The sequence below is a fragment of the Bacillus sp. FSL R5-0416 genome (genome assembly GCF_037975425.1).
Classification (GTDB): Bacteria; Bacillota; Bacilli; order Bacillales; family Bacillaceae; genus Bacillus; species Bacillus subtilis.
In genome coordinates this window covers 3,060,622-3,085,419 of the sequence record NZ_CP150252.1, presented here as the reverse complement: position 1 = coordinate 3,085,419, position 24,798 = coordinate 3,060,622, and the positions used below count along the sequence as shown (strand labels likewise).

Sequence of the window (24,798 nt, the reverse complement as noted above, 5' to 3'; positions counted from 1 at the left end):
GTATACAAACCTGCTTGCACTTATGAACAGAATTCTATAAAATACAGTTAGATTACGGTTGCGATAAGAACAATGAAGAGGAGCAGTAAGAAACAGATATTGTTGCAGAGAGTTGACGGCTGGTGAAAGTCAATCAAGTTTGTTTCCGAACTCACCTCAGAGTTGCAGCGGTGAAAAGCCGCTGACGCATAACTGCGTTAAAAGTATCAAGTGAGTGCGGCGTATGCCGCGCTAACGAGGGTGGTACCGCGGGAAAACGAAAGTCTCTCGTCCCTTTTTGGGATGAGGGAGTTTTTTTTAGTTTGGGAATATTCTGAATATAATTCTCTCCTTCCCGTCAATACTTGAACCATACACGCCGTATTCAATCAGAAGGAGGTTTTTACTTTGAGTTTTCAGCACAAAGAGATAGAAAAGAAATGGCAAACATATTGGCTTGAAAACAAAACATTTGCCACTCTTGATAATAATGAAAAACAAAAATTTTACGCGCTGGACATGTTTCCTTATCCGTCTGGAGCTGGGTTGCACGTCGGCCATCCTGAAGGATACACAGCTACGGATATTCTGTCCCGCATGAAGCGCATGCAGGGCTATGATGTCCTTCATCCAATGGGCTGGGACGCATTCGGCCTGCCAGCTGAACAATACGCCCTTGACACAGGGAACGACCCTGCTGTGTTTACGAAGCAGAATATTGATAACTTCCGCCGCCAAATTCAAGCGCTTGGCTTCTCATATGACTGGGATCGCGAAATCAATACGACTGACCCTGAATACTATAAATGGACGCAATGGATTTTCTTAAAGCTATACGAAAAAGGCCTTGCTTACGTTGACGAAGTGCCTGTAAACTGGTGCCCTGCGCTCGGTACGGTTCTTGCCAACGAAGAAGTCATTGACGGCAAGAGCGAACGCGGCGGCCATCCGGTAGAGAGACGCCCAATGAAGCAGTGGATGCTGAAAATCACCGCTTATGCGGACAGGCTCCTTGAGGATTTGGAAGAGCTTGATTGGCCGGAAAGCATTAAAGATATGCAGCGCAACTGGATCGGCCGTTCGGAAGGCGCTCACGTTCATTTTGCAATAGATGGACATGATGATTCCTTTACGGTGTTTACAACAAGACCAGATACGCTGTTTGGCGCTACATACACTGTCCTTGCCCCGGAACACGCATTGGTGGAAAACATCACAACGGCTGAGCAAAAAGAAGCTGTTGAAGCTTATATCAAAGAAATTCAATCAAAGAGTGACCTTGAACGCACAGATCTTGCGAAAACAAAGACAGGCGTATTCACAGGAGCGTATGCGATCAATCCTGTAAACGGAGAAAAACTGCCGATTTGGATTGCGGATTATGTTCTTGCATCATACGGAACAGGTGCTGTCATGGCAGTTCCAGGCCACGACGAGCGTGATTTTGAATTCGCCAAAACATTTGGCCTTCCGGTGAAGGAAGTCGTAAAAGGCGGGAACGTTGAGGAAGCAGCTTATACTGGCGACGGCGAGCACGTGAACTCTGATTTCCTGAACGGCCTTCACAAACAGGAAGCGATTGAGAAAGTGATCGCTTGGCTGGAAGAAACGAAAAACGGTGAGAAGAAAGTGACGTACCGTCTTCGTGACTGGCTCTTCAGCCGCCAGCGTTATTGGGGCGAGCCGATTCCGGTCATTCATTGGGAAGACGGAACGTCAACAGCTGTCCCGGAAGAGGAGCTGCCGCTGATTTTGCCGAAAACGGATGAAATCAAACCGAGCGGAACGGGCGAATCACCGCTTGCGAACATTAAAGAGTGGGTGGAAGTCACAGACCCTGAGACAGGGAAAAAAGGAAGAAGAGAAACGAATACAATGCCGCAATGGGCGGGAAGCTGCTGGTATTTCTTGCGCTATATTGATCCGCACAATCCGGATCAGCTGGCATCACCAGAAAAATTGGAAAAATGGCTTCCGGTCGATATGTATATCGGCGGTGCAGAGCATGCCGTGCTTCACCTTCTGTATGCCCGCTTCTGGCATAAGTTCCTTTATGATATCGGCGTAGTGCCGACGAAAGAACCGTTCCAAAAGCTGTACAACCAAGGAATGATTCTCGGCGAAAATAACGAAAAAATGAGTAAATCTAAAGGGAACGTTGTCAACCCTGACGAAATCGTGTCCTCTCACGGTGCTGATACGCTGAGATTGTACGAAATGTTCATGGGACCTCTTGATGCTTCAATCGCCTGGTCTGAATCAGGATTAGACGGTGCGCGTCGTTTCCTTGACCGTGTATGGCGCCTATTTGTTGAAGAAAACGGTGAGCTTAATGGCAAAATCGTTGAAGGCGCTGGTGAAACATTGGAGCGCGTCTATCATGAAACGGTTATGAAAGTCACAGACCATTATGAAGGCCTTCGTTTCAACACGGGTATTTCCCAGCTGATGGTCTTTATTAATGAAGCGTATAAAGCAACAGAACTGCCGAAAGAATATATGGAAGGCTTCGTGAAGCTTCTTTCTCCTGTCGCGCCACACTTAGCGGAAGAGCTTTGGGAGAAGCTTGGCCATTCCGGCACAATTGCCTACGAAGCTTGGCCTGTATATGATGAAACAAAACTTGTGGATGATGAAGTTGAAATCGTTGTTCAGCTGAACGGAAAAGTAAAAGCGAAATTACAGGTTCCTGCCGATGCAACGAAAGAACAGCTGGAACAGCTTGCTCAAGCAGATGAAAAGGTCAAAGAGCAGCTTGAAGGCAAAACGATTCGGAAAATCATCGCGGTGCCTGGCAAGCTTGTCAATATTGTGGCAAACTAAGCCTAGAAAAAATCCCCTTTGCCAAAAGGGGATTTTTTTCATCAGTCTCAGAATAGCAATCGTTCAGCTGACTTTGATATACTGAACATGATCACTGTGAATAGGAGTGTTTTCTTTGGAAATAAAAGAAATCAGCACAGCCGCTTTGAAAGAAAAAATTGAGGCGGACGAAGAATTATATTTAATTGATGTCAGAGAAGATGAAGAGGTAGCGGAAGGCATGATCCCGCAAGCCGTTCATATTCGCATGGGGGATATTCCTGAAAAAATGGAAACCCTTGATAAAGACAAAGAGTACGTATTTATCTGCCGCTCAGGAATGCGCAGCATGAACGTCTGCAAGTACCTGGATGAGCAAGGCTTTAAAACAGTCAATGTTGAAGGCGGCATGATGGCCTGGGAAGGCGAAACAAAACCAAAAAACTAGGGGAGAGCGATCCCCTAGTTTTTATTTGTATTCCGGAAGCCAATCGCCGTGTGCTGCAAATAAATCGTCACACATGGAAATGATGTCCTTCATGGAAAGCTCCGCGCTTGTATGCGGATCAAGCATTGCAGCTTGGTAAACCGCTTCTTTTTTTTGTGTGACAGCCGCTTCGATTGTCATCAGCTGTGTATTAATATTCGTCCGGTTTAAGGCTGCAAGCTGCTCAGGCAGTTCTCCGGCGAAACACGGTGTAATTTTTTTTCTGTCGGCGACGCATGTCACTTCCACAACCGCTTTTGAAGGAAGGTTGGTGATCAGCCCTGTATTCAAGACGTTTCCTCCGAAGGTGAATGGTTCGTTTGTTTCCATCGCTTCTATAATTCTTGAACCATATTCCTTTGAGCGTTCGTGCGTAAGGTCTTTATTATTGACGATATCATCCCGCATTTTCTCCCAATTTTCAATCTGCTTGACGCACCTTCTCGGATATTCGTCGAGCGGGATTTGCAGCTCGCTGATCAATTCAGGGTAATTCCGTTTAATAAAGTATGGGTGATACTCTGCGTTATGTTCGGACGATTCCGTGACATAATAGCCGAACTTATCCATTAATTCAAACCGCACCATATCATGATGCTTTGTTTTTTGTTTTTCTTTCGCTCTCCTTTTGATTTCTGGATATAAATCTGTGCCGTCTTTTTTGACTTCCAAAAGCCAAGCCATATGATTGATTCCTGCGATGCGTTCCTCAATTCCGTCATGCTCCATTCCGAGAGCTTTACATAAATCCTTCGTGCACACTTGAACACTGTGGCAGAGCCCGATTGTTTTGATATTGGTATAGCGGAGCATGGCGCCTGTAAGAGTGGCCATTGGATTTGTATAGTTTAAGAACCATGCGTCAGGGCACATTTCCTCCATATCTTTTGCGATATCAAATAAGACCGGGATTGTTCTGAGAGATCTGAATATCCCGCCGATGCCGACTGTGTCGGCGATCGTCTGGCGCAGCCCATACCGTTTAGGAATCTCGAAATCGATGACTGTGCTCGGTTTGTATCCTCCAACCTGAATCGCATTGATGACATAGCCTGCGTTTTGCAAGGCGAGTTTTCTGTCATCATAGCTGTTGATGGCCACACTTGGGTTATAACGGTCTCTTAGATTTTCGAGCATGAGCTGGGATTCCTGCAGGCGTTTGGGATCAATGTCGTAAAGAGCGAACTCAAATCCATTCAGTGCCTCTGTTAACAGGCAGTCTCCCAAAACATTTTTGGCGAAAATCGTGCTCCCTGCACCGATAAATGTAATCTTTTTCATATTGCTTCCTCCTTTAATGTTAACCCTTTACCGCTCCGGAAGACAGGCCGGCAATAAAGTATTTTTGCAGCGCCAAAAACAGAACAACCATCGGCAGCATTGCCATAAGTGCCGCTGCGGCAACTAAATGAAGGTTGTTTGCGTTTTCTCCGAAAAAACCTGCCATGGCTACTGTTAATGTCTGAACCTTTTGATCTTGTAAAAAGAAAATGGCAAATTGATAGTCGTTCCAAATAAAGACACAAGAAATAATACAGATGGTCGCAGTGATCGGCTTCAGCAGAGGAAACACAATCGTAAAAAAGATTTTCAGCATGCCTGCGCCGTCAATTCTTGCGGCTTCTTCAAGCTCTTTTGGAATGGTCGATCGGATAAAGCCTGAATATAAGAATACGGTTAAAGGCATGTAAGCCGCTGTATTGATGAAAATGGCGATTGCGTGTGTATTGACCATTCCGGCGTCCACGACCATTCGGTACAAAGGAACCATGGACGTTAACGGAGGGATGATCATAATGGAAATCAGCAAGGCAAAAACGGCTTTATTCAGTTTCGTTTCCCGCCGGGCAAGCGGGTAGGCGGCAAGTGAGCCGAATATAATTAATAACAAGGCAGAAAAACCTGTGATGATCATGGTGTTTATAAAAGAGTTTCCTAGCGAAGCGCGCTCCCACGCCTCTGAAAAATTATGAAAGGAGATGTCGGCTGGAAATATCCATTTCGAACTGTAGTCTCCTTTTGCTTTCAATGAAGTGGTCAGCAGGATATAAAAAGGAATAAAATGCGCACAGGCCACAATGGCTGCAAGAAGCGTAATGATCCGCATGCTTTTTGTACGGGCGGCTCTCATGACATTTCCGTCTCCTTTCTTTTAAAGTACGCAAGCGCGCAAAAGCTGATGATCAAAATGACAAATGCCATAAATATGCCTTGCGTTGCGGCATAGCCGGCATCCTGCCGTTTGAAATACAAATCATACATAAATGTGGACATGGATTGTGACGCATTTCCGGGGCCGCCAGCGGTGAGTGCAATGATGACGTCAAACAGCTTTAAGCCTCCGATAATGTTGATGACCATATTAATGGTAATGGAGGGCATTAACAGCGGCAGCGTGATGGTAAAAAACTGCTGGCCTTGTTTCGCGCCATCCATTTGCGCCGCTTCATAGTAGTCTTTCGGAATGCTTTGCAGACCGGCTAAGTAGACAACCATAGCGATCCCGACATATTGATAGGTGTTAATCATGACAATGATCCATGGATTGAGCGAGGGACTGGCGAGCGCATTAATAGGGCTGATGCCGAAGACCCCGAGCAAATCGTTGAGCGCGCCTCCGTCATAGGAGAAGAAAAAGTACCAAATGTAGCCCATAATGAGCGGGCTGATCATCACCGGCAAATACACAATTGTTCTTGTTACCGCTTTCGTTTTAATGCTTTGATTTAAGAGCAGAGCGTACAGAAGCCCGACCACATTTTGAAAAAAGGTGCTCCCAAGCCCGTAAAGCAGAGTGTTTTTTAAGATATGCCAAGTGTCAGGATCAGAAAACAGCCTTTCATATTGCGCGAATCCAACCCATTGGTAAACTTGTGAAAAGCCGTTCCAGTTTGTAAAGGTAATCAATGTGCCTTTCACAAACGGATAAATCATAAAGACCAGAACGGAGAGCAAAGCAGGAATGTACATCCACCAAAGTGAGGACTGCTTTTTTGGCTTAACCTGTTTCACATGAACGTCCCTTGCGATCTCACTCATTGTTTTCAGCTCCCTGTGTTTCCGATTGCTCCCTGAGTCGTTTATATTCTCTTCCCAGTTTCTGCGAAATTTCTTGAGGCGCCATAATGTCAGCCGCCAGCTCCTGCCCAACCGTGCCCAAGACATCCCACATTCCGTTTGGCAAGTATAAACGGTCGAAGTAAGGCTCGACTTTGACATCTTGATAATGCTCATAATCGTTTGCGTAGAAAATATCAGCTTTCACATTGGTCAGCCCTGAAGGAAGCGATGTGGCTTCAGCCATTTGTTTGGCATTGGCCGGGCGGGCCATAAATGCGATAAATTCTTTTGCCTCTTTTAATTGAGGCGAATCTTTCCATGCTGCAAGGGTGTAGCGTTCACCGCCGATCCATATCGGGTTATCACCGGGATGTATGGCGGGTGTCGGGATAATGCCGACCTTGACGTTCGGATTGATCTGGGCAACGTCTTGGCCGAGGGTGCCGCCTTGCATTGTAAAGGCGATTTTGTTTTGGGCCATTAATTCAATGAGCTGTGATTTTTTTGCCGTGACGGCGTCGATGTTAATCAATTTTTCTTTCTGCATTTGTTTGAGGATTTCTGATAAATAAGTGAATTTACTCCATTGAAAAGTGCCATTGATGAGCTGTTTTTTTTCATTATGGGCAAGGTCTGTGATGAGAAGAGGTGTAGCGAATTGGTCGTAATATTGAGCGAATGAGCTTTTGTCATAGCCGGCAAACCAGAAGGGAACAATGCTTCCCTTGCTCTTTTCTTTAATCGTTCTCAGTGCTTTGATAAAGTCATCCATGGTTTCCGGCGGAGCAATGCCGTAACGGTCTAAAATATTGCGGTTATACGCCAGACCGTCTTTTGCCTGATTGATCGGATAGGCATACACCTTTCCGCTTTTATTTTTGAGGATGCTGTTTAAATTGGGATCAAGATCTTGAGTCCATTCCATATCCCGGAGATCCGCTGTATATTCACCGTACCTGATTTTCCCCCAGCCATGTGTATCGAATAGATCTGGCAAATCATTGGCCGCCATTCTGACACGCATCATATTTTCATAGTCATTGCCTGGGAAATGAAGGCTGACATGAATGTCACTGTGTTCCTTTTCGAATGCTGCCGCTAGTTTTCTGAACGTATCTCTTTCACTGTCGGTTGACATTGTAGAATAAATGGTTAACGTCTTTTTTGCGGTATCTGCTGAGCTTTTCTCTGCTGAACACCCGGGCAGAACAAGCAGAATAAGAGAGAGAAATAAAACAAAAGTGTGTTTCATCTTTTCCTCCTTATCATCGTGATGAATCTTTGCTTATGTCACCTCCTTTGCTGTACATCCGCAGCTTTGTCTTACGATTAATGTTGTAGGCAGGGTGACATGGTGAGGAAGCGTTCGGCCATTGAGACGGTCAAGCAGCAGTTTTACGCCTGTCCGGCCCATTTCCTCTGTGTATACCTTCACCGTCGTTAAAGGCGTGCTGGCAAATTCAGCTTCCTCAATGCCGTTAAAGCTGACGATTGCGGTATCCCGCGGCACTTGCAGTCCGGCTTCCTGAAGCGCTTTTAATGCGCCGATCGCCATAGAATCGCTGGCAATAAAGAATGCTTCCGGCAGATGGCCTTGATCGATTGCTTTCTTCATCAGGCGATAGCCCTCACGCATGCTGTATTCTCCGATCAGCACATGCTCAGGCTGGGGGGCGGCTGACTCCAAAAAAGCGGTCAGGCGTTTATCTTCAATCGTTCTGCGAATGCTTTGGCCGTCCTTCAGCGTATGCTCTTTTTCTTGTCCGCCAATGTAGCCTAACCGTTTGTAGCCTAAGTCGAGAAGGTGATCAATCGCCTGGCGTGAAGCCGATTCAAAATCGATTCCAATCGAATCGTATGCTTGCGGATCTGGTGAATGATTGATAAATACGGCATGCTCCAGCCTCCCGCTGATATGCTTAACCGCTTCATCATGAACACGGCCGATGACAATGACACCATCCAATTCCCGAAAGATATGTTCCTGAAAGGAGCCGAGATGAATCGAATTTGTAATGAAAATTTCCTGTTCAAAGCATTCCTTTTCAATCCCTTTCCGAATGGAAGAAAAATAAGGGTCCTGCCTTTCCTGATCAGGGGACAGACAGCTCAACACACCGATCAGCGGCTGAGCCCGCTGTTTTTGCCCGCGGGATTTTCGGCGTTTGGCAACGGTTTGATAACCAAGCTCTTCAGCGATGTTGATGACTCTTTGTCTCGTTTCGCCCGCAACAGAAAGCGACTCATCTTCATTTAAAATTCTGGACACAGTTGCGCTGGAAACTTTAGCTTTCAAGGCGATATCTTTAATACGAACCATGGGTATCCCTCTCATCTATTTAGTAAAATATTAACTCATCTGTTTTTGATAAATTGATACTATCATATAAAAGTAAGCGGTTACAATAATTGTTTTCGGAATATTTCGTTATATTTACTAAATATTTAGTAAATGATGTGATTTATGTTGGAAAAATAAAGGGGAACCCAGATCTGTCTCGTAAATGTGAAGTAAGCGAAAAAGGAAGGGTGATGGGATGAGAGTCGAAAGAAGAAAGCAACTGTTTCGTTTGCTTGGTGATTTGCCTGATCGGAGGCCAATCAGTGTTGAGACATTACGTATTGAAGAAAGAGAAGAAAATATTGTTGAAACGCTCCTGCTCGATTTAAATGGACATGAAAAGGTGCCCGCTTATTTTGTGAAGCCGAAGAAAACAGAAGGACCGTGCCCAGCCGTATTGTTTCAGCATTCGCATGGGGGCCAGTATGATAGGGGAAAAAGTGAGCTGATTGAGGGAGCGGATTATTTGAAAACGCCTTCTTTTTCTGATGAGCTTACTTCACTCGGATACGGCGTTCTTGCGATTGATCATTGGGGATTTGGAGATCGGCGGGGAAAAGCGGAAAGCGAGATATTTAAAGAAATGCTTCTCACCGGAAAAGTGATGTGGGGGATGATGATTTATGACAGTTTAAGTGCGTTGGACTATATGCAGTCACGCTCTGATGTTCAGCCTGACAGGATCGGAACCATCGGCATGTCTATGGGAGGTTTGATGGCGTGGTGGACAGCGGCGCTCGATGACCGGATTAAGGTGTGTGTGGATTTGTGCAGCCAGGTGGATCATCACGTGCTGATCAAAACACAGAATCTTGATAGGCACGGCTTTTATTATTACGTCCCATCGCTTGCAAAGCATTTTTCCGCATCGGAGATCCAAGGCCTGATCGCGCCGCGCCCGCACCTTAGTCTTGTTGGTGTACACGATCGGTTAACGCCGGCCGAGGGCGTGGACAAAATCGAAAAAGAATTGACAGCTGTCTATGCTGGACAGGGAGCTTCTGATTGCTACCGAGTGGTCCGTTCTGCTTCGGGACATTTCGAAACAGCAGTTATGAGGCATGAAGCTGTCCGGTTTTTGCAAAAGTGGCTGTGACTGTAAAAAGAAATCGAAAAAGACCGTTTTGTGTGAAAACGGTCTTTTTGTTTCCTTTTAACCAACTGCCATAAATCGATCCTTTCTTCTATTGACAGAAACAGGAGAGAATAATATATTCTAATTGTTAACCTTTAAATATAATTGGTTAACAATTGAGGTGAGAAGCACTACACGTTCTTCAGTTTCAGTGAAAGGGCGAGAAATGATGCAAGAAGAAACTTTTTATAGTGTCAGAATGAGGGCTTCTATGAATGGATCTCATGAAGACGGCGGAAAGCATATATCCGGCGGAGAACGGCTTATTCCTTTCCATGAGATGAAGCATACAGTCAATGCTTTATTAGAAAAAGGGTTATCCCATTCAAGAGGAAAACCTGATTTTATGCAAATTCAATTTGAAGAGGTACATGAATCGATAAAAACCATTCAGCCATTGCTTGTGTATACGAATGAAGTGAGCTGCCCGGAAGAAGGACAAAAGCTTGCCCGATTGTTATTGGAAAAAGAAGGCGTTCCACGAGACGTGATTGAAAAAGCATATGAACAAATCCCTGAATGGTCAGATGTCAGGGGTGCGGTGTTGTTTGATATTCATACAGGCAAGCGAATGGATCAAACAAAAGAAAAAGGGGTGCGGGTCTCCAGAATGGATTGGCCGGACGCTAATTTTGAAAAATGGGCGCTTCACAGTCACGTGCCAGCTCATTCAAGAATAAAAGAGGCCCTTGCGCTCGCTTCAAAGGTAAGCTGGCACCCGGCAGCCGTTGCAGAATTATGCTGGTCGGACGATCCGGATTACATAACAGGCTATGTTGCGGGTAAGAAAATGGGCTATCAGCGTATTACAGCAATGAAAGAATACGGGACTGAAGAGGGCTGCCGAGTCTTTTTTATTGATGGATCCAATGATGTAAACACGTACATACATGATCTGGAGAAGCAGCCTATTTTAATCGAGTGGGAGGAAGACCATGACTCATGATTTGATAGAAAAAAGTAAAAAGCACCTCTGGCTGCCATTTACCCAAATGAAAGATTATGATGAAAACCCCTTAATCATCGAAAGCGGGACTGGAATCAAAGTCAAAGACATAAATGGCAAGGAATACTATGACGGTTTTTCATCAGTTTGGCTTAATGTCCACGGACACCGCAAAAAAGAACTAGATGACGCCATAAAAAAACAGCTCGGAAAAATTGCGCACTCCACGTTATTGGGCATGACCAATGTTCCAGCAACCCAGCTTGCCGAGACATTAATCGATATCAGCCCAAAAAAGCTCACGCGGGTCTTTTATTCAGACAGCGGCGCAGAAGCGATGGAAATAGCCCTAAAAATGGCGTTTCAGTATTGGAAGAACATCGGGAAGCCCGAGAAACAAAAATTCATCGCAATGAAAAACGGGTATCACGGTGATACGATTGGCGCCGTCAGTGTCGGTTCAATTGAGCTTTTTCACCACGTATACGGCCCGTTGATGTTCGAGAGTTACAAGGCCCCGATTCCTTATGTGTATCGCTCTGAAAGCGGTGATCCTGATGAGTGCCGTGATCAGTGCCTCCGAGAGCTTGAACAGCTGCTTAAGGAACATCACGAGGAAATTGCCGCGCTTTCCATTGAATCAATGGTACAAGGGGCTTCCGGTATGATCGTGATGCCGGAAGGATATTTGGCAGGGGTGCGCGAGCTATGTACAACATACGATGTCTTAATGATCGTTGATGAAGTCGCTACAGGCTTTGGTCGTACAGGAAAAATGTTTGCGTGCGAGCACGAGAATGTCCAGCCTGATCTGATGGCTGCCGGTAAAGGCATTACAGGAGGCTATTTGCCAATTGCCGTTACGTTTGCCACTGAAGACATCTATAAGGCATTCTATGATGATTATGAAAACCTAAAAACCTTTTTCCATGGTCATTCCTATACAGGCAATCAGCTTGGCTGTGCGGTTGCGCTTGAAAATCTGGCATTATTTGAATCTGAAAACATTGTGGAACAAGTAGCGGAAAAAAGTAAAAAGCTCCATTTTCTTCTTCAAGATCTGCACGCTCTTCCTCATGTTGGGGATATTCGGCAGCTTGGCTTTATGTGCGGTGCAGAGCTTGTCCGGTCAAAGGAAACCAAAGAACCTTACCCGGCTGATCGGCGGATTGGATATAAAGTTTCCTTAAAAATGAGAGAGTTAGGAATGCTGACAAGGCCGCTTGGGGACGTGATTGCATTTCTTCCTCCTCTTGCCAGCACAGCTGAAGAGCTCTCGGAAATGGTTGCCATTATGAAACAAGCGATCCACGAGGTTACGAGCCTTGAAGATTGATTCCTGGTTAAACGAGCGGTTAGACATAGTAAAGGAAGCCGGCGTACACCGTAACCTGCGGTCAATGAATGGGGCACCGGTTCCAGAGAGGAACATTGATGGCGAAAATCAAACGGTCTGGTCCTCAAACAATTATTTAGGGCTCGCAAGCGATAGACGTTTGATCGATGCAGCCCAAACAGCATTGCAGCAATTTGGGACAGGAAGCAGCGGTTCACGTTTAACGACAGGCAATTCGGTCTGGCATGAAAAGCTAGAAAAGAAGATTGCCAGCTTTAAACGGACAGAAGCGGCCCTGCTGTTTTCGAGCGGTTACTTGGCCAATGTCGGTGTCCTTTCATCCTTGCCAGAAAAGGAAGATGTCATTTTAAGTGACCAGCTCAATCATGCAAGTATTATTGACGGCTGCCGACTTTCTAAGGCTGATACAGTTGTTTATCGGCATATTGATATGAATGATCTTGAAAACAAGCTGAATGAAACACAGCGTTATCAGCGCCGTTTTATCGTAACAGACGGGGTATTCAGCATGGATGGCACAATCGCCCCTCTTGATCAGATCATCTCACTTGCGCAACGCTATCATGCCTTCGTGGTCGTTGATGATGCCCATGCAACAGGAGTTTTGGGTGATTCGGGACGAGGAACGAGTGAATACTTTGGTGTTTGTCCTGACATTGTGATCGGCACCTTAAGCAAGGCTGTTGGCGCGGAAGGAGGTTTTGCGGCAGGATCAGCGGTCTTCATCGACTTTTTGCTGAACCATGCCAGAACATTTATCTTTCAAACCGCTATTCCGCCAGCCAGCTGTGCGGCTGCTCACGAGGCTTTCAACATCATTGAAGCCAGCAGGGAAAAACGACAGCTTTTATTTTCTTATATCAGCATGATCAGAACCAGTCTGAAGAATATGGGTTATGTCGTGAAAGGAGATCACACACCGATTATTCCCGTGGTCATTGGCGATGCCCATAAAACGGTCCTATTTGCTGAAAAACTGCAGGGCAAGGGAATTTTTGCTCCTGCCATTCGGCCGCCGACCGTTGCGCCAGGTGAAAGCCGGATTCGAATCACAATCACGTCGGATCACAGTACGGGTGATATTGATCATTTGCTGCAAACATTTCATTCAATCGGAAAGGAGCTGCACATCATTTGAGGGGTTTTTTTGTGACAGGAACAGATACAGAAGTGGGGAAAACGGTTATATCCAGCGGAATCGCCGCTTTATTGCGAGAACATAACAAAGATGTCGGGGTGTATAAACCATTTTTAAGCGGGATATCGCGTCATCATCCAGATAGTGATACTAGTCTGCTGAAAGACATGTCGCAGACCAGTCTCTCCCATGAAGACATTACGCCTTTTGCCTTCAAGGCGCCGCTTGCACCATACGTTGCAGGGAAACTTGAGGGAAAGACTGTCACCATGGAAGAGGTTTTAAGCCATTGGGGGCGGATTAGAGAAAAACATGAATGCTTCATCGTAGAAGGTGCGGGCGGTATTTCTGTGCCATTGGGAGAGGACTATTTGGTCAGTCATGTCATAAAAGCGTTGCAGCTTCCCATGATTATTGTGGCACGTCCTCACCTTGGAACCATTAATCATACCTTTTTAACTGTCAAATATGCAGAAAGCATGGGGCTTCCAATTGCCGGAATTATCATCAATGGAATTAGTGACTCTCCTGATGAAGATGAAAAAACCAATCCTGAGATGATTGAGCGCTTATGCGGTGTTCCGATTTTAGGGGTTACGCCAAAGCTTGCCAACGTGACGAAAGAAACGGTTCTACATATGGTAAAAGACCATATCAATCTATCATTACTGATGAATCAAGTGGGGGTATGAGAATGAATCAATGGATGGAACTTGCAGACCGGGTGCTGGCTGGAGCAGAAGTGACTGACGAAGAGGCGCTTTCAATATTACATTGTCCTGATGAAGATATTTTGCTATTAATGCATGGAGCTTTTCATATCAGAAAACACTTTTATGGAAAAAAAGTAAAGCTCAATATGATTATGAATGCGAAATCCGGGCTCTGCCCGGAAAACTGCGGCTATTGTTCACAGTCTGCGATTTCGAAAGCGCCGATTGAGTCTTATCGGATGGTGAATAAGGAAACGCTGCTTGAAGGCGCGAAGCGGGCGCACGATCTGAATATCGGCACATATTGTATCGTGGCAAGCGGCAGAGGGCCGTCTAACAGAGAAGTGGATCAGGTCGTAGATGCGGTTCAGGAAATTAAAGAGACGTATGGATTGAAGATTTGTGCGTGTCTCGGACTGTTGAAGCCAGAGCAGGCGAAGCGGCTCAAAGATGCCGGAGTAGACCGCTATAATCATAATTTGAATACGTCACAGAGGAACCATTCAAACATCACGACCTCACATACATACGATGACAGAGTCAATACGGTTGAAATCGCAAAAGAATCGGGGTTGTCTCCGTGTTCAGGCGCCATTATCGGGATGAAGGAGACGAAACAGGATGTCATTGACATCGCCAAAAGCTTGAAGGCTCTTGACGCGGATTCCATTCCGGTGAATTTTTTGCATGCAATTGATGGCACGCCGTTAGAAGGCGTCAACGAATTAAACCCGCTGTATTGTTTAAAAGTGCTGGCGCTGTTCCGTTTTATCAATCCATCAAAAGAAATTCGCATTTCCGGAGGAAGAGAGGTCAATCTCCGCACATTGCAGCCATTAGGGCTTTACGCCGCAAACTCCATTTTTGTCGGAGACTACTTAACAACTGCCGGGCAAGAGGAGACGGAGGATCATAAAATGCTGAGTGATTTAGGCTTTGAAGTTGAATCAGTCGAAGAAATGAAGGCTAGTTTAAGTGCGAAAAGCTGAAAGAATCAATAAAAGCAATCGGTATGATGTCGATTGCTTTTATTTTTGAACAGAAAGGAGAAAATCACGTGACAATTGCATCGTCAACTGCATCTTCTGAGTTTTTGAAAAACCCATATTCTTTTTACGACACATTGCGAGCTGTTCATCCTATCTATAAAGGGAGTTTCTTAAAATACCCGGGCTGGTATGTCACAGGATATGAAGAAACGGCTGCTATTTTGAAAGATGCGAGATTCAAAGTCCGCACCCCGCTGCCTGAGAGCTCGACCAAATATCAGGACCTTTCACATGTGCAAAATCAAATGATGCTGTTTCAGAACCAGCCTGATCATAGACGATTGCGGACGCTTGCCAGCGGAGCATTTACGCCGAGAGCGACAGAGAGTTATCAGCCGTATATCATTGAAACTGTCCATCAATTGCTTGATCAAGTGCAAGGTGAAAAAAAGATGGAGGTCATTTCGGACTTTGCTTTTCCTTTAGCAAGCTTTGTCATAGCTAACATTATAGGTGTACCTGAGGAAGATAGGGAGCAATTAAAGGAGTGGGCTGGGAGTCTCATTCAAACGATTGATTTTACCCGGTCAAGAAAGGCATTAACAGAGGGCAATCATATGGCTGTGCAGGCTATGACATATTTCAGAGAGCTGATTCAAAAGAGAAAACGCCACCCTCAACAGGATATGATCAGCATGCTCTTGAAGGGGAAAGAAAAGGATAAGCTGACGGAAGAGGAGGCGGCATCTACGTGCATATTGCTGGCGATCGCCGGACATGAGACAACGGTTAATCTCATCAGCAATTCAGTCCTTTGTCTGCTGCAGCATCCAGAACAGCTTTTGAAACTGAGAGAAAATCCAGATCTTATTGGTACCGCAGTCGAGGAATGTTTACGCTATGAAAGCCCCACGCAAATGACAGCCAGAGTTGCGTCAGAGGATATTGACATCAGCGGGGTGACGATCCGTCAAGGAGAGCAAGTCTATCTTTTGTTAGGAGCGGCTAATCGAGACCCAAGCATTTTCACGAACCCGGATGTCTTCGATATTACGAGAAGTCCTAATCAGCATCTTTCATTCGGTCATGGCCATCATGTTTGTTTAGGGTCCTCGCTGGCACGATTAGAAGCGCAAATTGCGATTAACACTCTTCTGCAGCGGATGCCCAGCCTTAAGCTCGCGGATTTTGAATGGCGGTATCGGCCGCTTTTTGGATTTCGGGCGCTTGAGGAGCTGCCGGTGACTTTTGAATAAGCCTAAGAATATGAGTGCCAAAAAAGTGTCAGCCCCGCCGAAAATGGGCAATCTATAAAAAAGGGGAGTGAACATCGTGAAAAAAGTGCTGATCGCCGGCGGAAATGGTGTGATTGGGAGACTGCTTGCTGAAGGGCTTATTTCAGACTATGAAGTGACAGTGCTTGATAAAGATCATTTCGATGGCAAATTCTCTTCCATTCAGGCTGACGCGGCAAATTATGAGGAGCTGTTGAAGAAGATTCCAAAAGATACCGATGCCATCTTGAATTTACTCGCTGTTAAAATCAAATACGATATTATGGACATCGCTGAGTTTGAAAAAATGACGGATGTTTTCTATAGGGCAAGCTATTATCTGTGCCGTGCGGCAGCGGAGCTCGGCATTCAAAAGCTCGTGTTCGCCAGCAGCAATCATGTCACAGATGTATACGAAAAAGACGGGCGCTCGCTCTTAGGACGGGAAATCACAACAAGCGATTATCCGCTGTCAAAAAACTTGTACGGTGTATTAAAGCTGACCTCTGAACAGATCGGCCATTTGTTTTATTTGGAAAATAAGCTATCAGTAATCAACCTGCGAATCGGAACAGTCGTCACAGATGAAATGGATACGCTGCATGAAAAAGAACGGACGAAAAAGACACTGCTTTCTCACCCCGATCTGCTGTCGATTTTTAAAGCCGCTATTGAGACCAATATCCGGTACGGCACTTATTACGCCGTCTCTGATAATCCGGGCCGGCCATGGTCCATTGAATCTGCCGTGAATGAACTTGGGTTTTCGCCACAAATCAATACGGCCGAACTTCTGAACGAGGAGGAGAACGGAGCATAATCATTTTCTAAGATTATGCTCTTTTTCTTTTGTTATCGGTCTCAATTCGCGGAAGCCCCCGCCCGGCCAGGGACTCTGTTCAAATGATTATAGACATGGCAATCACAGATTTGCTACATTTTAGACACGATATCGTCACATGCTGAGCTCGGTTTTCAAAATATGATAACGCTTACAAAGAGAGGTGGGAGCTATCGCACATTCACTGAAAAACCGTCTGTTTGATATGTTGATTTATGGTTTCTTGCTGATGTTCGCTTTAATATGCGTACTTCCGTTCATTCATGTCATCGCAGCATCCTTTGCCACAGTAGAAGAAGTCGTGTCGAAAAAATTTATTTTAATACCGACCACTTTTTCGCTAGATGCTTATCGCTACATTTTTTCAACAGATATTATTTATAAGAGTTTGCTTGTTTCTGTGTTTGTGACAGTGATAGGCACTGCGGTCAGCATGTTTCTTTCTTCACTGATGGCTTACGGGTTATCCCGCCGTGATTTAATCGGCCGGCAGCCGCTCATGTTTCTCGTCGTATTTACGATGCTGTTTAGCGGCGGCATGATTCCGACTTTCCTTGTGGTCAAATCGCTTGGATTGCTCGATTCTTACTGGGCGCTTATTTTGCCGACAGCCATTAATGCCTTTAACCTGATCATTCTGAAAAACTTCTTTCAAAATATCCCGTCAAGCCTGGAAGAGTCCGCGAAAATTGACGGGTGCAATGATCTGGGCATATTCTTTAAAATTGTGCTGCCGCTGTCTCTTCCTGCGATCGCAACGATTTCACTATTTTATGCGGTCACGTATTGGAACACGTATATGACAGCGATCTTGTACTTAAATGATTCAGCAAAATGGCCGATTCAGGTGCTTCTGCGCCAAATCGTCATTGTATCAAGCGGTATGCAGGGGGATATGTCTGAAATGGGGTCGGGCAGCCCGCCGCCTGAGCAAACCATTAAAATGGCGGTCATAGTGGTGGCGACCATCCCGGTTCTGCTTGTCTATCCGTTTATACAAAAGCATTTTGCAAAAGGAGCTTTGCTGGGATCTGTCAAAGGATAAAGAAATATGAAACGGAGGGGTACGATGGGAAACAAATGGAGGGTGCTTTTGATTGTGCTTGTACTGGCACTCGGCGGAGTGCTGGCGGGCTGTAAAGGGGCTGATCAGTCTTCGGCTGAAGGCAAAGCTGACCCGGATTCAAAGGTAAAGCTGTCTTGGATGGCGATTTTGTATCACCAGCAGCCGCCGAAAGACAGGGCGATTAAAGAAATTGAAAAGCTGACAAATACAGAACTCGACATCACCTGGGTTCCAGACGCGGTGAAAGAAGACAGGCTGAATGCGGCGCTTGCAGCGGGCAATCTTCCGCAAATCGTGACGATCCAGGATATTAAAAATTCGTCAGTCATGAATGCCTTCCGGTCAGGAATGTTCTGGGAAATCGGTGATTATATCAAGGATTATCCCAACTTAAACAAAATGAACAAACTCATTAATAAAAATGTGACAATTGACGGCAAGCTCTACGGGATATACAGAGAGCGCCCGCTTTCCAGACAGGGGATCGTCATTCGGAAGGACTGGCTGGACAATTTAAATTTGAAAACCCCGAAAACGTTGGATGAGCTTTATGAAGTGGCCAAAGCATTTACGGAGGACGACCCGGACAAGGATGGGAAAGATGATACATTCGGGCTGGCAGACCGTAATGACTTGATTTACGGCGCGTTTAAAACGATTGGCTCGTATGAAGGCATGCCTACAGATTGGAAGGAATCAGGCGGCAAATTCACGCCTGATTTCATGACACAGGAATACAAAGACACGATGAACTATATGAAGAAGCTGCGTGATAACGGGTATATGAATAAGGATTTTCCCGTCACAAGCAAAACCCAGCAGCAGGAGCTGTTTTCGCAAGGAAAAGCCGGAATTTATATTGGCAATATGGTAGATGCGGTCAATCTGCGCGACCATGCCTCTGATAAATCGATGAAGCTCGAGATCGTCAACCGTATAAAAGGCCCAGATGGGAAAGAGCGGGTATGGGCATCAGGAGGCCATAACGGCGTGTTTGCTTTCCCGAAAACGAGTGTGAAAACGGAAGCTGAGCTTAAACGGATCTTGGCTTTTTTTGACCGAATTGCCGAAGAAGATGTCTATAGCCTGATGACTTATGGCATTGACGGCGTTCATTACAACAAAGGTGCGGACAAAACGTTCACACGCAAAGAAAGCCAGGTAAAAGACTGGCAGACTGATATTCAGCCGCTGTCCGCCTTAATTGCCATTGATAAAGCCTACTTAAAAAACACTGGAGATCCGCTTCGGACGGCGTACGAGGAGCTGACCGAGGACAATGAAAAGATTATCGTCTCAAACCCGGCTGAAAGCCTGTATTCCGCATCGGAGTCGGAACGGGGGGATGAACTGAAGAAAATCATTGATGATGCGACTTATAAATATATGATTGGAGACATCACAGAAAGCCAGTTCGATAAAGAAGTGGAAAAATGGGAGTCAAGCGGAGGAAAACAAATTATTCAGGAATACGAAGAAGCATTTAAACAAACAAAATAATGTTGGAAAAACCCAAAACGCGCAAGCGGTTTTGGGTTTTTTACATGCTTCTTTTTTGCTGGCGGTAGTTTCCCGGTGTAATCCCCTCCAGCTTTTTAAAAGACCTGATAAAATTTTGCGAGTTTTTATATTTCAGCTTTTCGGCAATGTCCTTGACCGCCATGTCTGTTTCGGCAAGCCAGCTTTTCGCCATATGGTGTCGGTAGCTTGAGACATACTCGCTGAATGAAATACCCATTTCTTTTTTGAAAATGCTGCTTAAATAATTTGGGTTGTAATGCAGCCTGCGCGCGATTTCGTCCAGTGTCAATTCGGATTCAAACTCATGATGGATGATATGAATGATGTTGTCGGAAATATTTTTGTACTGGGCATCCGCGCGGGCGTTCACTTTGTCTGTCATCGGATCAATAAACTCATTCTTTAGCCAGTTTTCGGTATCCTCGAACGTTTTCAGCTCAAAAATTTGGTCATACAGCATTTTGTTTTCTTCAAGCTCAAACAATTCGATCCCGAGCACATGCATCAGCTCAATCACATGGTTCAAAAAACGGGCGATGGCGATTTGAAATTGATACGGGTTGGTGTTCTGGGTGAAAATGGCTTGCAAAATCGCGTGCAGGCATTTATCCGCTTTCTCCTTGTCTCCTGCTTTGACAGCATCAAACAGCTCATGCTGAAGCTGCTTTGGAAAATGGGTTTTGAAGGTTTTTTTCTGGTCAAGGTCTTCGTAAAAAATGATCGACTTGTTTTCCGCTTTAAGCCGGTATTTCAACGCTTCTGAGCCTTCCGCATAGGCTGTTTTCGCTTTTGTCAGCACATCAAACGGCTGGCTGATGCCGATGCTGACAGACAGATGCAGCTCAGCTTCCGCTTTTTCCTGAATCATCCTTGCAGTCTCATTCAGCTCAGCCATGAATTCTTCCTTTGTCCCGCTTTGGTTGATCAAAATCGTCGCCTGCTGTTTGTCAACTACGGCGGGGGCAAGATGTTTGTCCGTCGGGATGCATCGCTCAATCAGGCTGTTGACGGCAAACAAAAGCAGATCCATATCTTTTTTCTCATAAGGCGTATGATTCAGTGTGTCAATTTGGAGCACAAGCAGGGCAAGGTGCCGCCAATTTTGCTTTAAGCCGAGGCTTTCAAAACGGTTATCAACCTCCTCATCCGTCAGTTTTCCAAGCATAAGCCTGACCATAAAATATTGCTGCAGATGAGTGGCCTGCTGCTTCATCGTTTCCTCAAGGTCGTCATTTCGGTCCTTCAGCTGCTTAAAGCTCTGTTCAATTAACTCAAATTCATTTTGAGGAGGCTGTTGTTTCTCTTGTATGGCTCCATGTCTTGCGAATGATTCGTAAAGCACCCTGATCGGCTTGTAAAAATGGCGGGAGCCAAGCCAAGAGAACAGCAATGAAAGCGTTAACAAAATGAGGCATACTGCAAAAGTGATCCAGCCGATTGATTTGGCTTCTTTTTTTAACTCAGGCAGGGAAACGAGAGAAAAATAAGTCCATGTATTATAGTCAGATTTTTGATAGGTGACTTTATAATGAATCCGGTCAATCACTGTTTCAAACTGTCCGCTATTGGCGTTTTGCGCCAGCACTTTTTGGACAAAGCCGTCGTTATGAAGAGATTCACCAATGTCAGACATGTTGTTATGAAGGATAATGCGGCCTTTTTCATCGATGATAAACAGGTTGTTGGCGTTTGAATAGCCAGGCATATTTTTGACAAGCGAACAGCTCGGGATGCTTGCGGCGGCCAATCCCTTTGTATTTGTGCTGTTCAAAGGAAGCTGCTTAATTAAATTGATATTGTAGCGGCAGTTTTCTGATGTGCCTTCTTTGGTTGAAATCAAATGATTGTTTTCCTCAAGCGCCCAATATGAGCGGCTCGCTTTGTGTTTCGTGTACGCTGAGGCTGCTTCATGAAGAGTGTCTGTATTCAAACGGTACAAACCGGAATTGTTCATGTACCATTTTTTCGTATAACTGACTAACGTCATGTTGGACAGATCGGTATCAAAGCTTTGCAGATAATTGAGCTCTTGGTTCACTTGGTTATAGATTTGAAATTGGTCTGAGTGCAAAGGCTCGGACAATGTGCGAAGGAGAGGCGGCGAACTCACATAGTGGGTTAAAGAGTGATCGACGGTTTTCAATATATGCTCGATGCTTTGCTGGGTCTGCTGGAGTGTGTCGAATTTTTCCTCCGAAACGTTGGAAATAGCCGTTTTCTGAGAGTGCTCGTACGAAAACAATCCGACCAAAATAACCGGAATGGTGCTGAGCAGGCAGAAAAACGTGATCAGTTTGTAGTAAAACTTGTATTGGCTTCTTTTCATAAAACCCCCCATTTCATAACATCCACTTCACCTTAATACAATTAATCCAAAGATTGATAGATATTGTCAATAATCATTTTCTAATATCGGTGTCTTTTTTTCAGGTGGACCTGCTGAACCCTTGATTATAAAGGGATAAAACAGGATGTGATCATATGATTGTAGACGGACTTTTGCCTGCTGCGCTACAGTGAATGCAAGAACCCGTGAAAGGAGGCTAGGAAAAAATGAAAACAGCAGAAGCGCAAGCGCCGGCTGTTGATGCAGTCATTTTTAAAAAAGAAAAAAGAAAGCGCTTACTAAGTAAGCTGATTCAGCAAAAATATTTGTACTTGATGATTTTGCCAGGGTGTATTTATTTTTTGCTTTTTAAGTATGTCCCGATGTGGGGAATTGTGATTGCGTTTCAGGATTATCAGCCGTTCCTCGGCATTTTGGGCAGTGAGTGGGTGGGGCTGAAGCATTTTATCAGGCTGTTTACTGAGCCTACATTTTTTCTCTTGTTAAAAAACACGCTCGTGTTATTTGCTTTGAACCTGGCCATATTTTTCCCGGTGCCGATACTGCTGGCGCTTTTATTGAACGAAGTGCGGATTGCTCTCTTTAAAAAATTTGTCCAGACGCTGATTTATATCCCGCATTTTATGTCTTGGGTCATTGTTGTATCGCTTTCGTTTGTGCTGTTAACGGTAGACGGAGGCTTGATTAATGAACTGATTGTGTTTTTTGGCGGTGAAAAAATCAATTTTCTGCTGAACGAAGAATGGTTCCGGCCCCTGTATATTCTTCAGGTTATCTGGAGGGAAGCGGGCTGGTCGACGATCATTTATCTGGCGGCCATTACAGCGGTTGACCCCCAGCTGTATGAAGCGGCGAAAATGGACGGAGCGGGACGGCTGCGGCAAATGTGGCATATTACGCTGCCCGCCATTAAAAGCGTTATCGTCGTTTTGCTGATTTTGAAAATCGGAGACACGCTGGAGCTTGGCTTCGAGCATGTGTATTTGCTGTTAAATGCGACTAACAGGGAAGTGGCGGAAATTTTTGATACGTATGTTTATACTGCAGGGCTGAAACAGGGCCAATTCAGCTACAGTACAGCAGTCGGCGTATTTAAAGCGGCGGTCGGGCTGATTTTGGTCATGCTAGCGAATCGTTTGGCGAAGAAATTTGGCGAGGAAGGAATTTATTAAGAAAGGGATGGGTTCAATGGATCAATCAATCGCTGTAAAATCGCCTCTTACGTACGCGGAGGCATTGGCAAAAACCATTATGAATACGTACGCAGTCGAGGAGCTGCCTCCTGCAAACCGCTGGCACTACCACCAGGGTGTTTTCTTATGCGGTGTATTGCGGCTGTGGGAAGCAACCGGGGAAAAGCGGTATTTTGAGTATGCGAAGGCCTATGCAGATCTCTTAATCGATGATTATGGCAATCTATTATTTAGAAGAGATGAACTGGACGCCATTCAAGCGGGTCTCATTCTTTTTCCATTATACGAGCAGACGAAGGATGAACGGTATGTCAAAGCGGCAAAAAGGCTGCGCGGCTTATATGGAACACTGAACCGGACGTCTGAGGGCGGTTTTTGGCACAAAGACGGTTATCCTTACCAAATGTGGCTTGACGGCTTATACATGGGGGGGCCGTTCGCACTGAAATATGCCAATCTGAAGCAGGAGCCGGAGCTGTTTGATCAGGTCGTGCTGCAGGAGTCATTAATGAGAAAGCATACGAAGGATGCAAAAACCGGACTCTTTTATCACGCCTGGGATGAAGCGAAAAAAATGCCTTGGGCCAATGAAGAGACAGGCTGTTCACCGGAATTTTGGGCACGTTCCATCGGCTGGTACGTCATGTCTCTTGCTGACATGATTGAAGAGCTGCCGAAGAAGCATCCAAACCGTCATGTGTGGAAAAACACGCTGCAGGACATGATGGAAAGCATCTGCCGCTATCAAGACAAGGAGACCGGGTTATGGTATCAGATCGTTGATAAGGGAGACAGGTCTGATAACTGGCTGGAAAGCTCAGGATCCTGCCTGTACATGTACGCATTTGCGAAGGGAATCAATAAAGGCTATTTAGACAGAGCTTACGAAACAACACTGCTAAAAGCGTATCAAGGCTTGATTCAGCATAAAACCGAAACATCAGAAGACGGAGCGTTTCTCGTCAAAGATATATGTGTCGGAACGTCAGCCGGTTTCTATGACTATTATGTCAGCCGCGAAAGAAGCACAAACGACCTGCACGGAGCCGGCGCGTTTATTTTAGCTATGACAGAGCTGGAGCCTCTTTTTAGGTCAGCGGGGAAATGACAAAAAAGATACGTACGGCTTTGTGTGTGATCGTCTCAGTGCTTTTTTTGGCATCATGCTCAAGCAGGCCGGACAGAATGCATGTCATTCTCTTTTCTGATATGCAGGCTGGCGTACAGGAAAAAATAAAAAAGGTCGCCGAGCAGAATGCCGGGAAGGTCGATATCTTTCCAGCTTTTCAGGAAAAACTGCTGACTGAAATTACCGCCCATGAGGGGGATGTTTTTATCGTGCCTGAAGACATGTTTCAAGCTTACGATGATCCGGAAAATTTTCAGCCGTTAAACGGATTGCCTCCTGAAAAAACATCTCCTTATACAACTGTTAATAAAAAAACAGGAGAAAAAACGATCTATGCCGTTCAGATCGAAAAAGGGAAAAAACAGCTGAACGGCTATTCTTTTCAATTGAATCGCGATATGGCGGCGTTTATCCCTGTGTATGCTAAAAAAACAGAGGAAGCGCTGCAGCTGATTTCTCAACTAACTGAAGCCCGATAGA

Annotated in this window: 21 protein-coding genes and 1 other annotated feature; of the genes, 15 read left to right on the top strand and 6 right to left on the bottom strand. The window is 45.3% G+C overall.

The window, feature by feature from the left end; genetic code table 11:
• Positions 1 to 63 precede the first annotated feature (63 nt).
• Positions 64 to 278: a binding site (T-box leader), on the top strand.
• Between the two features lie 109 nt (positions 279 to 387).
• Both leuS and NYE20_RS16455 read left to right on the top strand, forming a co-directional pair.
• Positions 388 to 2,802, top strand: a complete 2,415-nt coding sequence (gene leuS / locus NYE20_RS16460; protein WP_015251406.1) for a leucine--tRNA ligase — start codon at positions 388 to 390, stop codon at positions 2,800 to 2,802.
• 115 nt (positions 2,803 to 2,917) lie between these two features.
• A complete protein-coding gene (locus tag NYE20_RS16455) occupies positions 2,918 to 3,229 on the top strand; it encodes a rhodanese-like domain-containing protein (RefSeq protein WP_004398993.1) in 312 nt (103 codons plus the stop codon).
• A gap of 21 nt (positions 3,230 to 3,250) precedes the next feature.
• On the opposite strand, the gene melA is transcribed toward NYE20_RS16455, so the two are convergent.
• From melA to NYE20_RS16430, 5 genes are read right to left on the bottom strand one after another with little or no spacing between them, the layout of a single operon-like run.
• Positions 3,251 to 4,549: an alpha-galactosidase MelA gene (gene melA, locus NYE20_RS16450; RefSeq protein ID WP_161621748.1), complete on the bottom strand. Its 1,299-nt coding sequence runs from the start codon at positions 4,547 to 4,549 to the stop codon at positions 3,251 to 3,253.
• Positions 4,550 to 4,568: 19 nt separating this feature from the next.
• Complete coding sequence (locus tag NYE20_RS16445; protein WP_014480612.1) at positions 4,569 to 5,399, bottom strand: carbohydrate ABC transporter permease; 831 nt, start codon at positions 5,397 to 5,399, stop codon at positions 4,569 to 4,571.
• A complete protein-coding gene (locus tag NYE20_RS16440; protein ID WP_015251409.1) occupies positions 5,396 to 6,307 on the bottom strand; it encodes a sugar ABC transporter permease in 912 nt (303 codons plus the stop codon). Before NYE20_RS16440 ends, NYE20_RS16445 begins: the two co-directional genes overlap by 4 nt.
• Complete coding sequence (locus NYE20_RS16435) at positions 6,300 to 7,580, bottom strand: ABC transporter substrate-binding protein (protein ID WP_103803278.1); 1,281 nt, start codon at positions 7,578 to 7,580, stop codon at positions 6,300 to 6,302. The genes NYE20_RS16440 and NYE20_RS16435 overlap by 8 nt, the downstream gene beginning before the upstream one ends.
• 33 nt (positions 7,581 to 7,613) lie before the next feature.
• On the bottom strand, positions 7,614 to 8,648 hold the full coding sequence (locus NYE20_RS16430; protein ID WP_041851113.1) for a LacI family DNA-binding transcriptional regulator: 1,035 nt from the start codon (positions 8,646 to 8,648) through the stop codon (positions 7,614 to 7,616).
• Between the two features lie 217 nt (positions 8,649 to 8,865).
• Between NYE20_RS16430 and NYE20_RS16425 the strand changes: the two genes are divergently transcribed.
• The 10 genes from NYE20_RS16425 to NYE20_RS16380 all read left to right on the top strand — a co-directional run bounded on the left by NYE20_RS16425 (position 8,866) and on the right by NYE20_RS16380 (position 19,628).
• Positions 8,866 to 9,765 (top strand): dienelactone hydrolase family protein, encoded by a 900-nt coding sequence (locus tag NYE20_RS16425; RefSeq protein ID WP_041851112.1) that lies wholly within the window; start codon positions 8,866 to 8,868, stop codon positions 9,763 to 9,765.
• Positions 9,766 to 9,973: 208 nt separating this feature from the next.
• Positions 9,974 to 10,750, top strand: a complete 777-nt coding sequence (gene bioW / locus NYE20_RS16420) for a 6-carboxyhexanoate--CoA ligase (protein WP_161621747.1) — start codon at positions 9,974 to 9,976, stop codon at positions 10,748 to 10,750.
• Positions 10,740 to 12,086, top strand: a complete 1,347-nt coding sequence (gene bioA / locus NYE20_RS16415; RefSeq protein WP_015251414.1) for an adenosylmethionine--8-amino-7-oxononanoate transaminase — start codon at positions 10,740 to 10,742, stop codon at positions 12,084 to 12,086. Before bioW ends, bioA begins: the two co-directional genes overlap by 11 nt.
• Positions 12,076 to 13,245: an 8-amino-7-oxononanoate synthase gene (gene bioF, locus NYE20_RS16410; RefSeq protein ID WP_161621746.1), complete on the top strand. Its 1,170-nt coding sequence runs from the start codon at positions 12,076 to 12,078 to the stop codon at positions 13,243 to 13,245. Before bioA ends, bioF begins: the two co-directional genes overlap by 11 nt.
• Positions 13,242 to 13,937, top strand: coding sequence for a dethiobiotin synthase (bioD, locus tag NYE20_RS16405; RefSeq protein WP_041851110.1), 696 nt, complete (start codon positions 13,242 to 13,244; stop codon positions 13,935 to 13,937). Before bioF ends, bioD begins: the two co-directional genes overlap by 4 nt.
• Positions 13,938 to 13,939: 2 nt before the next feature.
• On the top strand, positions 13,940 to 14,947 hold the full coding sequence (gene bioB, locus NYE20_RS16400; RefSeq protein WP_004398967.1) for a biotin synthase BioB: 1,008 nt from the start codon (positions 13,940 to 13,942) through the stop codon (positions 14,945 to 14,947).
• 68 nt (positions 14,948 to 15,015) lie between these two features.
• Positions 15,016 to 16,203 carry a biotin biosynthesis cytochrome P450 gene (gene bioI / locus NYE20_RS16395; RefSeq protein WP_161621745.1) on the top strand — a complete coding sequence of 396 codons (1,188 nt, stop codon included), beginning with the start codon at positions 15,016 to 15,018 and terminating at the stop codon, positions 16,201 to 16,203.
• A gap of 76 nt (positions 16,204 to 16,279) precedes the next feature.
• Positions 16,280 to 17,041: an NAD(P)-dependent oxidoreductase gene (locus tag NYE20_RS16390; protein ID WP_159377008.1), complete on the top strand. Its 762-nt coding sequence runs from the start codon at positions 16,280 to 16,282 to the stop codon at positions 17,039 to 17,041.
• Between the two features lie 205 nt (positions 17,042 to 17,246).
• The gene (locus tag NYE20_RS16385) at positions 17,247 to 18,107 is read left to right on the top strand and encodes a carbohydrate ABC transporter permease (protein ID WP_010886597.1); all 861 of its coding nucleotides are present in this window, start codon (positions 17,247 to 17,249) and stop codon (positions 18,105 to 18,107) included.
• Between the two features lie 24 nt (positions 18,108 to 18,131).
• Positions 18,132 to 19,628, top strand: a complete 1,497-nt coding sequence (locus tag NYE20_RS16380) for an extracellular solute-binding protein (RefSeq protein WP_161621744.1) — start codon at positions 18,132 to 18,134, stop codon at positions 19,626 to 19,628.
• Positions 19,629 to 19,668: 40 nt separating this feature from the next.
• Here the strand turns inward: NYE20_RS16380 and NYE20_RS16375 are convergent, their stop codons facing one another.
• On the bottom strand, positions 19,669 to 21,987 hold the full coding sequence (locus NYE20_RS16375) for a helix-turn-helix domain-containing protein (RefSeq protein WP_161621743.1): 2,319 nt from the start codon (positions 21,985 to 21,987) through the stop codon (positions 19,669 to 19,671).
• A gap of 215 nt (positions 21,988 to 22,202) precedes the next feature.
• Here NYE20_RS16375 and rmgP point away from each other — a divergent pair, with 215 nt between their 5' ends.
• The 3 genes from rmgP to rmgS are packed head-to-tail and all read left to right on the top strand — an operon-like array spanning position 22,203 to position 24,797.
• Positions 22,203 to 23,168 carry a polygalacturonan/rhamnogalacturonan ABC transporter permease gene (rmgP, locus tag NYE20_RS16370; RefSeq protein WP_014665041.1) on the top strand — a complete coding sequence of 322 codons (966 nt, stop codon included), beginning with the start codon at positions 22,203 to 22,205 and terminating at the stop codon, positions 23,166 to 23,168.
• 7 nt (positions 23,169 to 23,175) lie between these two features.
• A complete protein-coding gene (rmgQ, locus tag NYE20_RS16365; protein WP_120028495.1) occupies positions 23,176 to 24,297 on the top strand; it encodes an unsaturated rhamnogalacturonyl hydrolase in 1,122 nt (373 codons plus the stop codon).
• Entirely contained in the window at positions 24,294 to 24,797 is a 504-nt protein-coding gene (gene rmgS, locus NYE20_RS16360) for a rhamnogalaturonan transport/degradation protein RmgS (protein WP_339183464.1), read from the top strand. The genes rmgQ and rmgS overlap by 4 nt, the downstream gene beginning before the upstream one ends.
• Position 24,798: the final 1 nt, after the last annotated feature.